At 42.9% G+C, this 17,228-nt stretch carries 10 protein-coding genes and 1 tRNA gene; 1 reads left to right on the forward strand and 10 read right to left on the reverse strand.

What is annotated here, in order from left to right:
- Window positions 1-178 precede the first annotated feature (178 nt).
- Window positions 179-2,815 (forward strand): penicillin-binding protein 1A, encoded by a 2,637-nt coding sequence (locus tag JMX63_RS11955; RefSeq protein WP_201572586.1) that lies wholly within the window; start codon window positions 179-181, stop codon window positions 2,813-2,815.
- A gap of 160 nt (window positions 2,816-2,975) precedes the next feature.
- On the opposite strand, the gene JMX63_RS11960 is transcribed toward JMX63_RS11955, so the two are convergent.
- The 10 genes from JMX63_RS11960 to JMX63_RS12005 all read right to left on the reverse strand — a co-directional run bounded on the left by JMX63_RS11960 (window position 2,976) and on the right by JMX63_RS12005 (window position 16,833).
- The gene (locus JMX63_RS11960; protein ID WP_201572588.1) at window positions 2,976-3,500 is read right to left on the reverse strand and encodes a DUF6586 family protein; all 525 of its coding nucleotides are present in this window, start codon (window positions 3,498-3,500) and stop codon (window positions 2,976-2,978) included.
- Window positions 3,501-3,666: 166 nt separating this feature from the next.
- Window positions 3,667-7,884 (reverse strand): DNA-directed RNA polymerase subunit beta', encoded by a 4,218-nt coding sequence (gene rpoC, locus JMX63_RS11965; RefSeq protein WP_102090387.1) that lies wholly within the window; start codon window positions 7,882-7,884, stop codon window positions 3,667-3,669.
- A gap of 151 nt (window positions 7,885-8,035) precedes the next feature.
- Window positions 8,036-12,154 (reverse strand): DNA-directed RNA polymerase subunit beta, encoded by a 4,119-nt coding sequence (gene rpoB / locus JMX63_RS11970; protein WP_201572590.1) that lies wholly within the window; start codon window positions 12,152-12,154, stop codon window positions 8,036-8,038.
- Between the two features lie 764 nt (window positions 12,155-12,918).
- Window positions 12,919-13,290, reverse strand: a complete 372-nt coding sequence (rplL, locus tag JMX63_RS11975; RefSeq protein ID WP_057761722.1) for a 50S ribosomal protein L7/L12 — start codon at window positions 13,288-13,290, stop codon at window positions 12,919-12,921.
- Window positions 13,291-13,410: 120 nt separating this feature from the next.
- Window positions 13,411-13,938, reverse strand: a complete 528-nt coding sequence (rplJ, locus tag JMX63_RS11980; protein WP_057761724.1) for a 50S ribosomal protein L10 — start codon at window positions 13,936-13,938, stop codon at window positions 13,411-13,413.
- 457 nt (window positions 13,939-14,395) lie between these two features.
- A complete protein-coding gene (rplA, locus tag JMX63_RS11985) occupies window positions 14,396-15,097 on the reverse strand; it encodes a 50S ribosomal protein L1 (RefSeq protein WP_057761725.1) in 702 nt (233 codons plus the stop codon).
- Complete coding sequence (gene rplK / locus JMX63_RS11990; RefSeq protein ID WP_057761727.1) at window positions 15,097-15,528, reverse strand: 50S ribosomal protein L11; 432 nt, start codon at window positions 15,526-15,528, stop codon at window positions 15,097-15,099. The genes rplA and rplK overlap by 1 nt, the downstream gene beginning before the upstream one ends.
- A gap of 90 nt (window positions 15,529-15,618) precedes the next feature.
- Window positions 15,619-16,149, reverse strand: coding sequence for a transcription termination/antitermination protein NusG (nusG, locus tag JMX63_RS11995; RefSeq protein ID WP_057761729.1), 531 nt, complete (start codon window positions 16,147-16,149; stop codon window positions 15,619-15,621).
- Window positions 16,150-16,220: 71 nt separating this feature from the next.
- On the reverse strand, window positions 16,221-16,706 hold the full coding sequence (gene secE, locus JMX63_RS12000; RefSeq protein ID WP_057761731.1) for a preprotein translocase subunit SecE: 486 nt from the start codon (window positions 16,704-16,706) through the stop codon (window positions 16,221-16,223).
- Between the two features lie 51 nt (window positions 16,707-16,757).
- A tRNA-Trp gene (locus JMX63_RS12005) sits at window positions 16,758-16,833 on the reverse strand.
- Window positions 16,834-17,228 lie beyond the last annotated feature (395 nt).

Below are 17,228 nucleotides of genomic sequence, written 5' to 3' on the forward strand. Positions count from 1 at the left end.
TATTAAGTGTACAATCTGGTAGTTATTTGTAATAATTCAATACAATACTTTACTTAATTGATAGATTCAAGCATTTAAAAATATATTAAGGCCAACTTACACATTTATTATGACCTGCCTATTTTGTTCAATGTATAATAATATTGTCTGCTACAAATTCTAACTAATAAGTCTTATTATGGCCAAAACAAATGCTACCGCTCGTCTCATTCGCTTTTTGGTGGGACTCTTTATCGCTTGCCTAGCATTGGCAGTTGTTCTAGCACTTGCTGTACCTATTGGTTTTTATGGGATGGCCATGTATCTATCGCCAACCCTACCTAGTACGCAAGAAATTAAAACAGCCAAATTAGAAATGCCATTACAGATTTATAGTAGTGATGATAAATTAATCGGCCAATACGGCAATCGTTTATCATTACCAGTTAGTTTTGATGAGATTCCTGAAGATTTAACTCATGCTTTTTTAGCGGCCGAAGATGCTTCTTTCTTTCAGCATAGCGGAATCAGTATTAAAGGTCTTGGTCGCGCTGTCACCGAAGCAGTCACTGATGACGATGGTCAAACCGGTGGCTCTACCATTACGATGCAGGTCGCTAAAAACTATTTCTTAAGTCCAGAACGTACTTTAAACCGCAAACTCACAGAGTTGTTTTTGGCGCGGAAAATCGAAGACGAGCTGAGTAAAAATGATATTTTGACGCTATATGTCAATAAAATCTATCTGGGCGAAGGTGCCTACGGCATTCGTGCTGCGGCCAAAAAATACTATAGTAAGTCATTAGACAATTTAACCATTGCTGAAATGGCCATGTTAGCCGGCCTACCAAAAGCCCCTTCTAAATATAATCCTGTTGCCAATCCTAGCCGTGCACTGACTCGCCGCAACTGGATCGTTGGACGCATGCATGAGCTTGGCTATATTACTAAAGCTCAGTACGATGAAGCGGTCAACTCCCCTATAGGTATCAACCTATATAAAGAAAAGCTCGATGTAAATATGCCTTATTTGGCAGAAATGACGCGCGCTTCTTTGGTCGAACGTTATGGCGATCAAGTCATGCACGGTGGCTGGCGCGTACGTCTCACAGTAGATAGTAAAGCACAAACAGATGCAGAAGCAGCAGTAGTAACAGGCTTAATTGCCTATGAGCATCGCCATGGTTGGCGCGGGGCTGAAGCAAATGATGAGCCTCTTGAAAACTTCCAACGCTACAGCAACATGTCTCCTGCTAAAGTAATTAAAGTCAACTCTCGTAGTTTTAAAGCAGTCCTGCAATCCGGTGAAGAAGTGACTGTTAACTGGTCTGGTATGAGTTGGGCACGTAAGTATATTTCTGCTGACCGTATTGGTTATTACCCTAGTAATGCCAGTCAAGTCGTTAAGAAGAACGATATTGTTCGTGTGATACCTACGGCTAATGGCAACTGGCAATTAGGTCAAATACCTAAAATTCAAGGAAGTTTGGTCTCGTTGAATCCAGAGACTGGTGCTGTAAATGCATTGGTCGGTGGCTTTGATTTTAACCACAGTAAGTTCAACCGCGCTCTACAAGGCTGGCGTCAACCTGGCTCAACCATTAAACCGCTTGTTTATACCGCTGCTTTAGAAAAAGGTTATCGCCCAGATACCATCGTTTCTGACCGAGCTATTCAAGTAGGTGACTGGAAACCGAAAAACTCTGATGAACGTTTCTTAGGTGATATCACTTTACGTCGTGGTTTATATTTGTCGCGTAACCTTGTATCTATTCGCTTGTTACAAGCTATCGGTATCTCAAGTACGCGCAACCTATTAGATGAATTTGGCCTTGATAAAGAAAAGCTGCCAACAACATTATCATTAGCACTTGGAGCCGGACAAGCCACACCGTTACAAATGGCCACGGCTTACTCAACTTTCGCGAATGGTGGTCATCGTGTCCAACCTTACTTTATTGAACAAATTTACAATTATAAAAACGAGCTGTTGTTTCAGGCAAATCCACGTCAAGCGTGTGCACTATGCTTTAACGAAAAACTTGAGAAGGTTAATAGCAGCTTAGTTGAAGAGTATGAGAAGTCAATTGAAGCGCCTGATGATAGTACTAATGAAATAACTGCCGATAATACATCATCAGAAGGTAATGATGATAGCGAAACAACAGATAAAGAGCTTGATTTAACGGTATACGACGCAGGTCCACAGTCAGACCGCCTAAAAGCGCCTGCCGTACAATATGTAAGGGCCAAACAAGCACCGCGTATACTGCAACCTAGAGTCGCTTTTGAGATGGCCGATATACTACGCGATGTAGTCCAACGCGGTACAGCAGTAAGAGCAAAGGCATTAGGTCGCAATGATATCGGTGGCAAAACTGGTACCACCAATCAGGCCAAAGATGCATGGTTTGCAGGGTTCCATCCTACCAATGCGACAGTAGTATGGATGGGATTTGACCAACCATCTACTATGGGCCGCCGTGAATACGGTGGTGTAGCAGCGCTGCCAGTCTGGATGGACTTTATGAAAGCTCAGCTGAAAGACACGCCAAGCCAATGGGTATCTATCAATAACCGCTCAAAATCCAGAAAGCAACAGCAAGACATCATAGAGATGACTGATGATGGCGTCCTAGTTAACGATGCCTCCAATAAATCAGCGAAACCAGTCAAGACTCAAACCCAGCAGCGTAAGCCTTCGGTTACAGAGCCTACTGAGGAGACGAGCACTCCACCATCAACGAAACCAAGTAGCAATCGCAGTGGTGACAGCGTACCGGAAAATCCATTAACAGTGACACCCGTTGAGAGTATGCCACCGATGCCGGAGTAACAAACAAGACAATTCTCAATTAATAAGAAAAAGGCTTATTCAGTAATGACTGAATAAGCCTTTTTTATGCGTTATAGATTATGATCTACCCTACTTAATCATACTTCCAAATGGTTCAATAAATAGCGCTCAAAGAATAAATCTTCTGGTGAACTTCCTATTAGAACTCGACCATACCTGCACGCAGTTGTTCAATCAGCTCTAAAAGCTGATTACGCCATTCTCGTATTGTGGCCTCATCAGGCAGCCATTGATTGGATAAAGTGACGACATTGACAATCAAGTCTGGCGACGCTGAATGGCTGTTTGGCGCTTCATCGACGATAGTATCTGGCGGTACTGCATACAGACAGCGTTGATAAGCACGTTCTATATTAGCAATAAAACCTTGCTGTTGCAGTTGCTGTAAACGCTGAATCTCAGGAGATACTTGCGTACGCTCGCTCAATGCTTGTTCAATATCAAGCAAAGTTGGCGCCGTCATGTTTAAGCTATAGAAATGACCCAACTCCTGAATAAATGCCAGCAGCGCACCATGCAAATGAAAAATAGCAGTCTCACAATGGGCTTGGTATAACTGCTTATCATTGGTACTTCCTGCAGATTGGCAAGATAAACGACAGAAATATAACTTTTGATTGGTTCGATCTGCTTGATATTTGGCGACGCGAGTTTTACCTGCCATTTGCTAATTATCCTTTTATGAATAGTGAATTAGAGCGTATTTCCAGTGTACTATTTTTTTAGATGATAGCACCATGCCTTTCTCAGTTTTTTATACGCACAAAAAAGCCAGCAACTTAGGCTGGCTTTTTTATCAAATTAAGAATGAATCAAAATACTTAATACGATTAATTATCTTGATTTAATTCTTGAGCAAATGCTTCGTCGAAGCTTGCAAAATCTTTGCTATCAGTGCTTGCAGTCATATCAAACGCTGCATTCAAATCTTTATCTTGTAGCTTCTGATCTGCTTTTTCTTTGCGTGCTTTATGATAAGCAAGACCAGTACCTGCAGGGATCAAGCGACCAACAACCACGTTTTCTTTCAAACCACGTAGCTCATCTACTTTACCAGTCACAGCAGCCGCAGTTAGTACACGGGTTGTTTCCTGGAAAGAAGCCGCTGAGATAAAGCTTTCAGTTGCTAGACTTGCTTTGGTGATACCTAATAATTGACGCTCAAACTGTACTGGGAATTTATCTTCCGCTTCTAGCTTCGCATTCAATGCTTTGATATCTGCATACTCGACCTGATCACCTTTGAAGTGACTTGAGTCGCCGCCGTCAGTGATTTCAACTTTACGCAGCATCTGACGAATGATAACTTCGATGTGCTTGTCGTTGATTTTTACACCCTGCAAGCGATAAACGTCCTGTACTTCGTTGACGATGTAATCAGCAAGTGCAGTCTGACCTTTCAAACGCAAGATATCATGTGGATTCTGTGGACCATCAGCGATCACTTCACCACGTGCTACCGTCTCGTTTTCGAAGACGTTGATTTGACGCCATTTAGGGATTAGCTCTTCATGTACTTCACCATCTTCATTAGTAATAATGAAGCGGTTCTTACCTTTAGTCTCTTTACCAAAGCTTACCACACCAGTCATTTCTGCCATGATGGCGTGATCTTTTGGACGACGTGCTTCGAACAAGTCAGCAACACGTGGTAGACCACCGGTAATATCTTTCGTACCAGAAGACGCTTGTGGTACACGGCCTAGAATCGAACCTGCTGCCACTTTCTCACCATCGCTCACGCGGATGATAGTTTCAGCTGGTAAGAAGTAAACCACTTCTTTGCCTTCGTCAGTGTTCAAGATAATCGCAGGACGTAAGTCTTTTGCTGAGCTTGAACGGTCACGAGTAGCTAGAATCTCAAATGAGCTCATACCAGTCGCATCATCAACTTTTACTGTTGCAGTCATACCATCAGTGATGTCACTGAAGCGTGCTGTACCAGCAAATTCTGTGATGATTGGATGCGTATGCGGATCCCACTTAGCGATAGTTTGACCGCCTTCTACTTGCTCTTCGTCTTTTACAAGTACGCTTGAACCATACGGTACTTTATAGCGCTCACGCTCACGGCCAAGCTCATCGGTCAATGCGATTTCAGCTGAACGCGATACGATGACTAAGTGACCATCGGTATGCTGTACTGTTTTCATGTTCTCAAAGTGCGCTTGACCAGCATTACGTACAGAGATGCTGTTGTCTACAGAGGCTGAACTCGCGGCCCCACCTACGTGGAACGTACGCATGGTTAACTGAGTACCTGGCTCACCGATAGACTGAGCTGCCATAACACCGACTGATTCGCCGATATTCACTTTATGACCACGTGCAAGGTCACGACCATAACACTGTGAACATACGCCATGCTCGATATCACAAGTAATTACTGAACGTACCCAGATATCATCGATTGCGTTGTTATCAAGGACGTTAACCCAGTACTCATCGATCAATGTACCAGCTGGAATCAATACTTTATCAGCATCGTCATTATAAGTAACGTCACGAGCAGTCACACGACCCAGTACTAGCTCACCTAGCTTCTCAATGATTTCACCACCTTGAATATGTGGCTTCATGAGTAGGCCTTCTTCAGTACCACAGTCATCGCTAGTGATAACCAAATCTTGTGCCACATCAACCAGACGACGAGTTAGGTAACCCGAGTTAGCCGTTTTCAGTGCCGTATCCGCTAGACCTTTACGTGCACCGTGAGTTGAGATGAAGTACTGTAGTACCGTCAAACCTTCACGGAAGTTAGCTTTAATCGGCGTCTCAATGATTGAGCCATCCGGCTTAGCCATCAAACCACGCATACCAGCCAACTGACGAATCTGTGCCGCACTACCACGAGCACCAGAATCTGACATGATGAAGATAGAGTTGAATGACTTCTGCTCGTCTTCTTCACCTTGTGCGTTGATAACTTTATCTGTTGCCAAGTTGTCCATCATCGCCTTAGCGACTTTGTCATTGGTACGTGACCAGATATCAACTACTTTGTTATAGCGCTCACCAGCAGTTACGAAACCTTGCTCGAACTGATCTTCGATTTCGCGAACTTCACCTTCTGCCACTTCGATGATTTGCTTTTTAAGTGGTGGAATGACCATGTCGTCGATACCGATAGACACGCCAGATAGTGTTGCTTGAGCAAAACCAAGATACATCAATTGGTCAGCAAACATAACACTTTCTTTTACGCCAACTTTACGGTAGCAAGAGTTGATCAAACGAGAGATATTTTTCTTCGTCATCTCTTGGTTACACTCATCAAACGTCATACCTTTAGGCATGATGTTCCAGATAAGTAGACGACCAGCAACCGTATCTTTGATACTAATTTCTTTGGTCTCGTTACCTTCTTCGTCAATTTGCGTCTCAGTAACACGCACTTTGATCTTGGCGTTTACATGTAGATCGTTTGAACCAATTGCACGCAATGCTTCATTAACGGTAGCAAAAATCATGCTCTCGCCTTTGGCATTGATAGACGAGCGACTGATGTAATATAGACCTAGTACAACATCCTGAGATGGTACGATGATCGGATCACCGTTCGCAGGTGACAAGATGTTGTTGGTAGACATCATCAAGGCACGTGATTCAAGCTGCGCTTCTAGCGTCAATGGCACGTGAACGGCCATTTGGTCACCATCGAAATCGGCGTTGAATGCAGTACAAACAAGCGGATGCAACTGGATTGCTTTACCTTCGATCAATACTGGCTCAAATGCCTGTAGACCCAAACGGTGAAGTGTTGGCGCACGGTTAAGAAGTACTGGATGCTCACGGATAACCATGGCCAACATATCCCACACTTGTGGCTCTTCACGCTCTACCATCTTTTTGGCAGCTTTAATTGTAGTCGCTAAACCATGAGACAATAGTTTGTTATAAGTAAATGGCTTGAACAATTCTAGTGCCATTTTCTTAGGTAGACCACACTGATGTAGACGTAGTGTTGGACCTACAACGATAACCGAACGACCAGAGTAATCGACACGCTTACCAAGTAAGTTCTGACGGAAACGACCTTGCTTACCTTTGATCATATCTGCCAAAGATTTTAATGGACGCTTGTTACTACCAGTAATGGCACGACCGCGGCGACCGTTATCAAGCAACGCATCTACTGACTCTTGCAACATACGCTTTTCGTTACGTACGATGATATCAGGGGCGCTTAGCTCAAGCAGACGCTTAAGACGGTTGTTACGGTTGATCACGCGGCGATATAGATCGTTTAGATCTGACGTCGCAAAACGACCGCCTTCTAGCGGTACTAGAGGACGCAAATCTGGTGGTAATACTGGTAAGATGTTCATTACCATCCACTCAGGCTTGTTATTAGAATCACGGAATGCTTCTAATAATTTGAGACGCTTAGACATCTTCTTAAGCTTAGTCTCAGAACCAGTTTGTGGAATCGCTTCACGTAGCTCATCAATTTCAAGATCGATATCGATGTCTTTTAGTAGGTCTTGAACTGCTTCAGCACCCATCTTAGCTGTGAATTCGTCACCAAACTCTTCAAGCGCTTTGTAATAATCTTCATCATCAAGCAACTGGTACTTTTCTAAGCTAGTTAGACCAGGCTCAGTAACGATGTAGCTTTCAAAATATAGAACGCGCTCGATATCACGTAGCGTCATGTCTAGCAATAGACCGATACGGCTTGGTAATGATTTTAAGAACCAAATATGCGCCACAGGACTGGCTAGGTCGATATGACCCATGCGATCACGACGAACTTTAGCAGTGGTAACTTCAACACCACATTTTTCACAGATAACGCCTTGGAACTTACGGCGCTTATATTTACCACATAGACATTCAAAGTCTTTTACTGGGCCAAAGATTTTGGCACAAAAGAGACCATCACGCTCAGGCTTAAACGTGCGATAGTTGATGGTTTCAGGCTTTTTTACTTCGCCGTGCGACCATGACTTAATAACGTCAGGTGAGGCTAAAGTAATTTGAATGCTATCAAACTCTTGGTTACCGTTGCCGGTAGGGCTTTGCATGATATCGAGTAAATCTTTCAAGTTGCTTCTCCGTTATCTTTATAATCATCTGACAGCGTACCATTGACGCAGATAAGATGAATGAAGGCAATGAATAGGGTTGAGACAAATCACTAAAAGCAGCAGCAATAAAGCAGACTGCCTTTAGTGGACAACTAAGTTAAACAACGGGCTAGTTGCTTTGTTTTAACTCAATATTAATACCCAGTGATTTGATTTCTTTGGTCAGTACGTTGAACGACTCAGGCATGCCTGGATCCATATACTGCTCACCATCAACGATGTTTTTGTACATACGAGTACGGCCTTCAACGTCATCCGACTTCACCGTTAGCATTTCTTGCAACGTGTAAGTCGCGCCGTATGCTTCTAGTGCCCATACTTCCATCTCACCGAAGCGCTGACCACCAAACTGAGCTTTACCGCCGAGTGGCTGCTGCGTGACTAGAGAATAAGAACCGGTTGAACGCGCATGCATTTTGTCATCAACCAAATGGTTAAGCTTGAGCATGTACATGTAACCAACGGTTACTTTACGGTCAAATTTCTGACCTGTACGACCATCATATAACGTCTGCTGACCATCGCGATCCATACCAGCAAGCTCGAGCAAGTCTTTAACTTGGCTTTCTCTTGCGCCGTCAAATACTGCTGTGCCCATCGGTACACCGCCACGTAAGTTGTCTGCTAGCGCCATGATGTCATCATCACTCAAGCTATCAAGATCAACTTGCTCACCGCCTACTTGGTTATAGATTTTGTCCAAGAAGTCACGTAGCTCTTTGATCGCTGCTTGAGATTTGAGCATACCGTCAATCTTCTCGCCCAATCCTTTCGCTGCCATACCTAAATGCGTCTCTAGAACCTGACCGATGTTCATACGAGATGGTACACCAAGTGGGTTCAATACGATGTCAACGGTATTACCATTTTCATCATAAGGCATGTCTTCAACTGGCATGATGCGCGATACAACACCTTTGTTACCATGACGACCAGCCATCTTATCACCAGGCTGAATACGACGCTTAACCGCTAGATATACTTTAACGATTTTTTGTACGCCATGCTGTAAGTCATCACCAGCAGTCAATTTGCGTTTTTTCTCAGCAAACTTCACATCGATGTCTTTTTGCTTATCAACCAAGTAATCAGCGATTTGCGTTAGACGCTCAGAGATTTCTTCTTCTACTGGCTGAATATCAAGCAATGTCTCAAGGCTCATATCTTTCATATCAGCCAATGCCATAACCGTACCAGCTTTTAGACCAGCACCGCCGCTGACTTTTTGGCCATCTAATAGATTACCAATACGGCCACGTGCTGCTTCTTCAAAGATACGTAGCTCTTCTTTCAAATCTTTGCGATAGCTATCAAGCTGCGATTTTTCAATCGCTCTTGCGCGTGCATCTTTTTCAACGCCATCACGGGTGAAGACCTGTACATCAATAACCGTACCTTTACTTGAAGTCGGTACGCGTAGTGACGTGTCTTTCACATCAGCCGCTTTTTCGCCAAAGATAGCCCGTAGTAGTTTCTCTTCTGGCGTTAGCTGTGTTTCGCCTTTTGGCGTCACTTTACCAACTAAGATATCACCAGCGTCAACTTCAGCACCGATATAGACGATACCTGCTTCATCAAGACTTGATAATGCTGCTTCACCAACATTTGGAATATCAGCAGTGATCTCTTCTGTACCTAGCTTGGTATCACGAGCCACACAAGTCAATTCTTGGATATGAATAGTAGTGAAACGATCTTCTTTAACTACTTTTTCAGATAACAAGATTGAATCTTCGAAGTTGTAACCATTCCACGGCATAAATGCGATGCGGATGTTCTGGCCTAGTGCTAGCTCACCAAGATCCGTTGAAGGACCATCAGCCAAGATATCACCCAAAGCAATCTCGTCACCTTGGTTAACAATGATACGTTGGTTGATACAAGTGTTTTGGTTAGAGCGCGTGTATTTGATCAAGTTATAGATATCGATACCCGCTTCACCAGCAGTCATCTCGTCTTCGTTTACACGAACAACGATACGTGATGCATCAACATCTTCAATCACACCGCCACGCTTAGCGATAACACAAACACCAGAGTCACGAGCAACGTGACGCTCCATACCCGTACCTACTAACGGCTTATCAGCACGTAGCGTAGGAACAGCCTGACGCTGCATGTTTGAGCCCATCAAGGCACGGTTAGCATCATCATGCTCTAGGAACGGAATCAGACCTGCTGCAACCGATACTACCTGACTTGGTGATACATCCATATGCGTCACTTTTTCTGGCGGCATACGAACAAATTCACCATAGCTACGTACACTGACCATCTCGTCGGATAACGCGCCATCTTCAGTCATCGGAGAATCAGCCTGTGCAATGACAGTGCCTACTTCTTCGATTGCTGATAGATACTCAATAACGTCAGTCACTTTACCATCAACCACACGGCGATATGGCGTTTCTAAGAAGCCAAAGCTGTTGGTTTTAGCAAATGTCGCTAGTGAGTTGATCAGACCAATGTTTGGACCTTCAGGAGTCTCAATAGGACATACACGGCCATAATGCGTATCATGTACGTCACGTACTTCAAAGCCTGCACGTTCACGAGTCAGACCACCAGGTCCTAACGCTGATACACGGCGCTTATGGGTAACTTCAGACAACGGGTTGTTCTGATCCATAAACTGTGACAACTGACTTGAACCAAAGAATTCTTTAACCGCAGCCGCTACTGGCTTAGAGTTAATCAAATCTTGTGGTGACAAGTTGTCCGATTCTGCTGAGCTTAAACGCTCTTTTACGGCACGCTCAACACGTACTAGACCAACACGGAATTGGTTTTCTGCCATCTCGCCTACTGAACGAATACGGCGGTTACCTAGATGGTCAATATCATCGACATCGCCGCGACCGTTACGAATCTCGATAAGCTCTTTTAGAACGTTAACGATATCATCGTTGGTCAATACACTGCGTTCACGCTGGATATCAGGATCATCAGTGTTGTCAAATTCTAAACCAAGACGACGGTTGAACTTCATACGACCGACGTTTGATAAGTCATAACGATCTGCGTTGAAGAACATGCTCTCAAACAGTTTCTCAGCAGTTTCAACCGTTGGTGGCTCACCTGGACGCATTACTTTGTAGATTTCGATCAACGCTTCTTCACGGCTTGAGGTGCTATCAGCACGTAGCGTATCGGCAATATAACTACCTTGGTCGATATCGTTAGTGAACAGAATGCTGAACTCTTTGATGGCACCACTGGCTTCAAATGAGTTCAATTTCACCAATAACTCGTGGTCGATTGGCGTGTTTGCTTTAGCGATGATTTCATCATTAACAACGATGTCTTCAGCTAAAATACGCTCATATAGGTATTCATCAGGCACAGCAATTTTCGTCATACCTGCTTCTTCAAGCTGACGGATACGGCGTGCGTTAATACGTTTGCCCTGCTCTACAATAACGTCACCTTCAGGTGATACGATATCAAACTGCGCCATTTCGCCACGTAGACGATCAGCAACTAGATCAATTTCAAACGTCTCTTCAGCTTTATAAACAGCGACTTTATCGAAGAATAAATCTAGGATTTCAGAAGTCGTTAGACCAAGTGCACGTAGAATGATTGATGCAAGTAGTTTACGGCGACGGTCAATACGAGCAAATACTAAATCTTTTGCATCAAATTCAAAGTCTAACCATGAACCACGGTAAGGGATAATACGTGCGTTATAAAGCACTTTACCACTTGAATGCGACTTACCTTTATCATGATCAAAGAACACACCAGGTGAACGATGTAGCTGAGATACGATAACACGCTCAGTACCATTGATAATAAAAGTACCGTTAGCCGTCATCAAAGGCATCTCACCCATATAGACGCTTTGCTCACGGATATCTTTGATAGCAGCTTTGCTATCTTTGTCTTTGCTGTCTTTGTCTTTGATGATCAAACGGATTTTGACACGCATAGGCGCAGCAAACGTTGAACCACGTAAGATACACTCACGCTCATCAAATTCAGGCGTGCCTAAATAGTACTCAACAAATTGTAGCTCTGCGTTACCAGAATGACTCTCAATTGGGAAAATAGAGGAATACGCAGCTTGCAAACCAGTATTCTCACGAGCTTTCGGCTTTTTGTGCTCTTGCAAAAATTGCTCGTAAGAATCTACTTGAATAGACAGTAAATAGGGAATGTCCATTACAGTGGGCAATTCAGCAAAACTTTTGCGAATACGCTTTTTTTCAGTATAAGAATATGCCATCGAGAGTCCTTACAGTAAACGTGGAAACAAATTAAAAGCGTGGCCAGTATGCATAAATACGATGCAAACGTGGCGACGTAAACGATAATATAAAACGGGTCTTCGTGTTCAGTTCATGTCTTTTCTGTCAATTACTACTTTACTCTTCAGTGCTTACCTAGCACACTTCACTTAATTTCGTCGTTGCCTGCTAAATTCATGGTAAGTGAATCAGTCTATATGACTGTTGCAACCAAAAAATTCAATATTATATAATCTATAACGCATTGCCTATCAGGCTTAATTTACAAATACATTGCTGGGAAATAATGTCTATTAAGATTGCATCCATACTACCTGCCATCTAGACTACTTATTACCGAACTATGTTCCCTACACATACAAACTGTCTATAAGACTGAATATCGACAGTCATGCCACACCAAGTAGGCAACTTATGATCAGCAGCTTTTTTAAGAATACCGCTTTTTTCAGGATTAATAATCGGGGTAACTATAACTTTTAGAATCAGTATAAACTATAGTGTTGATAGGAAAGCATGCAGACACAAAAAAATGCCAAACATCTACAGACGTTTAGCTCATATTAACTGATTTCAAAAACTGGCATGTGTGCTTGCATGTATATCGTCTGTCCTTTTGATGGGTATCCACCGTGATGTTGCATACGTATGTTGGCAGACACAAAAGGTCAAGCTACGAATTATAGTAAAAAAAAGCTGGCAATGCAAGGCATTACCAGCTTTTTTTCGTACAGTGTTAAACTTATTTTAGTTCAACAGTTGCACCAGCTTCTTCAAGTTTCTTTTTCAACTCTTCAGCTTCAGCTTTAGATGCGCCTTCTTTGATTGGAGCTGGAGCGCTTTCAACCAAATCTTTCGCTTCTTTTAGGCCAAGACCAGTAGCTTCACGTACGGCTTTAATTACGCCAACTTTCTTCTCGCCAAAGCTGGCAAGAACTACGTCAAACTCGTCTTTTTCTTCAGCAGCAGCAGCAGCAGGACCAGCAGCAGCAGGTGCAGCAGCAACAGCAGCTGTTACGCCGAATTTTTCTTCCATGTCGCTGATTAACTCAACGATATCCATTACTGACATTTCAGCGATTGCATTTAACACGTCATCTTTAGATAGTGCCATGAGAACTCTCCGTTATCTGATAAAAATTAATTGATTCTAATATCGCTTTGATTGCTTGCCTAATGTGACAATAAAGTGCAACCAAAATTAGCGATGTTAAAGTTACGTTAAAACAAGCAATTAAGCAGCTTCTTTTGCGTCTTTGATTGCCGCTACAGTGCGAACGAACTTGCCAGGAACAGCGTTCATAGTCTGGACAAGCTTGGTCACTGGTGCATTCATAGTAGCCATCAAGATAGAGATTGCTTCGTCGCGAGTTGGTAGCTTCGATACGCGCTCTAGCTCTTCTGGACCATAAACTTCACCACCGACTGATACTAATTTGGTCTCTAAAGCTTTGTTATCTTTGCTGAAGTCGAAAACGACTCGAGCAGCAGATCCCAAATCTTCCATAGAGAAAGCCAAAAGTAGTGGACCAGTCATACGGTCTGACATGCTCTCAAACTTAGTGCCTTCAAAAGCGCGTTTTGCTAGTGTATTTTTTACCACTTTCAAAACGACACCTTTATCACGAGCTTGTTCGCGCAGCTTAGTAAGCTGTGCAACACCAATACCGTGATATTCGGCAGCTACTGCTGAGTAAGCATTAGCAGCAACTTCAGACACTTCAGCCACAACTTGTTGTTTTTGTTCTAGCGTTAATGCCATAAGTTGACTCCTTTAATCTTATCAATCGACTTATAATAAAAGTGCCAAAAACAAGGTTTTTATGCGCTCAAACTGTAAGCTAAGACTGACTTGATACGACACATTACCAGTGGATTCAATTAATAAAAAAAGCATCTACTGGTAACGACTGATTACGGCACCGTTATCAGAATGACGTTGAGTAATAGTTTGAAGGTTATAAATAACCTTACCGCCCTATTCGCTCGTGTCTTAAACTGTGTGGGCCACCGTCTGCGTAGGACAACTAAGATTTTCATCTGTCGTCGATTAACAAAAGTGACTTATTATCATAAGCAACTATCCGAAGATCGCTAACTATGACTCTAAACTACTCTCTACCTACGGTCTTAGACAGCGTAGCAAATACTACGCTGACCTAATTCTTTAAAAACTGTTTGTGTTTATCATTCAAAATATTTGAAGATAAAAACTTTAATTATTTAGCAGTACGATAAGGAACAGCGTCGATCGTTAGACCTGGACCCATCGTGCTAGACAAGGTAATTTTCTTAATAAAAGTACCTTTAGAAGTAGCAGGCTTAGCACGCTTCAGATCAGAAAGAATCGCTTGCGCGTTTTGCTCGATTTGATCAGCAGTGAAACCAACTTGGCCGATAGTTGCATGGATGATACCAGCTTTATCAACACGGTACTGAGCCTGACCAGCTTTCGCATTAGTCACAGCTTCAGCAACGTTTGGCGTTACCGTACCAACTTTAGGGTTAGGCATTAGACCACGTGGGCCTAGGATAGTACCTAACTGACCAACAACACGCATTGCATCTGGAGCTGCGATAACAACATCAAAGTCCATGTTACCGGCTTTGATTTGTTCTGCTAGGTCTTCAAAACCAACGATGTCTGCACCAGCTTCTTTAGCGGCTTCAGCAGCAGCGCCTTGAGCAAATACAGCAACGCGTTTGGTTTTACCAGTACCAGCAGGTAGGTTGGTTGCACCACGAACTACTTGATCAGATTTACGTGGGTCAACGCCCAAGTTTACTGCGATATCGATAGACTCTTTGAATTTAAGCGCTGGCAAATCGTTTAGGATTTGAACCGCTTCTTCAATAGTGTACTGTTTTTCGTTATCAATACGGCTTTGAATTTCTTTTTGACGTTTGGTTAGCTTAGACATTATACACCCTCCACGGTAATACCCATTGAACGTGCAGTACCAGCGATGGTACGAACAGCAGCGTCAAGATCAGCAGCAGTTAAATCTGCATTCTTAGTCTTAACGATGTCTTCTAGTTGTGCACGGTCAACTTTACCAACTTTAGCAGTGTTCGGTGTACCTGAACCTTTAGCAATACCAGCAGCCTTACGTAGTAAGTATGCAGCTGGTGGTGACTTCATGATGAAGGTAAAAGATTTGTCGCTGTATACTGTGATCTCAGTTGGGATCGGTAGACCTGGCTCTTGGCCTGAGGTCGCAGCGTTAAATTCTTTACAGAACGCCATGATGTTCACGCCTTTTTGACCCAAAGCTGGACCAATAGGTGGTGAAGGATTTGCTTTGCCTGCAGGCACTTGCAGTTTGATGTAACCATCAATCTTCTTAGCCATGATACTCTCCTAAATGGGTAATAGCGCCAAATCAACGTGGTATATACCTAATTGACTAACAGCTCCCCGGTTGATGAATTTTTTGCTAATTTAGTCTAGTTTTTCAACTTTACTAAATTCAAGCTCAACCTGCGTAGGTCGATTAAATACGTTTACCGTTAGATGTAGTTTAGACTTCTCATAATCCACTTTTTCTACCAACCCTTTAAAGTCAGTAAATGGACCGTCGATAACCAACAACTCTTCGCCTGGCTCAAATAGAGTCTTAGGACGTGGGTCAGTTTCAGTCTGGTTCAAACGGTTTAAAATGCGATCAGCTTCTACTTGTGTAATCGGTGCAGGCATCTCAGGCGTACCGCCGATGAAGCCCATAATACGAGGACAGTCTTTTACGATGTGCCAAGTATTATCGTTCATTTCCATTTGGATCAATACATATCCAGGAAAGAACTTACGCTCACTCTTACGTTTTTTGCCGTCTTTCATTTCGACGACTTCTTCAGTAGGAACCAATACATCACCGAATGACTCAGCAAAGTCACTACGATTAATACGATCAGTTAATGAACGTTGTACTTGTTTTTCATATCCTGAAAACGCTTGGACAATATACCAACGCATATCACGCTCCTGATCATTATAAATAAGTCGTTATGAGTAAATGTCTCGCTAATAGTCACTAATACGTGCTATTAACCGATAAAGATACCAACGAACCAATTAAAAAAGTTATCCAATAACCAAATAAAGAAACCAGCAATCGCAATCACAACAATCACCTGCCATGTATATTGAAAGGTTTCGTCTTTACCTGGCCATGTCACTCGGCGAAGCTCAACGGCAGCGTCTTTTAATAATATTTTAAAAGCACGGCCTTGATGCGTTAACGCCAAACAGACTAATGCAAATACAACAAGTGCGACAATAATACCAATACGTACCCAGACGTCGTTGGCAGGTTGCCAATAGCCTGGTAAGTATTGATTTACTAGAGTCGCACCGATTAATACAGCTGCGGCAAGTAGCCACAAAATCAAATCTTTTATTGAGCCAGTCTTAGCCACTTCAACAGCAGTAGTACCGCTAGCTGAAACATGCTTATTTTTAGACAGCATTCCACCAGCAACCGCCTTGGCATCAGATAACTTAGTCTCGAGGTTATCTTGATCATTGCTCATAAAGAACTCGCTTCGGAGATGGTGGGGTACAACAAAGATGTGATAAGAAGATGGCAGGCGATGTAGGACTCGAACCTACAACCCTCGGTTTTGGAGACCGATGCTCTACCAATTGAGCCAATCGCCTATGGGTGTAAAGGACAGCATTATACAATATTTAGCATAGAATGCAAGCCCTTGACGGTAAAATTATTAATTTTACCTGATTTTGCACTGCCGCAATCTAAAATAACTGCTAGCGTTAAGTGCAGCGATAATATAACAAGCTATGCCGTAGATTACAATATGCTATCTAACAAATAATTATATCTGTCACACATACAGCTAATTCATTAATACACGCTAGGCATAATTCTATTTTCGATCATGCTTCAACTTTCTCCAATAAAAAAAGACCACCCTAGATAGGATGGCCTTTTTTATGACTAATTCATAAGCTCATTGCTGAGACTTAAGGATTAGTTCAATACGTTAGCAACAACACCAGCGCCTACAGTACGGCCGCCTTCACGAATAGCGAAG

The organism is Psychrobacter nivimaris (assembly GCF_904846365.1).
In the GTDB taxonomy this organism is placed as follows: domain Bacteria; phylum Pseudomonadota; class Gammaproteobacteria; order Pseudomonadales; family Moraxellaceae; genus Psychrobacter; species Psychrobacter nivimaris_B.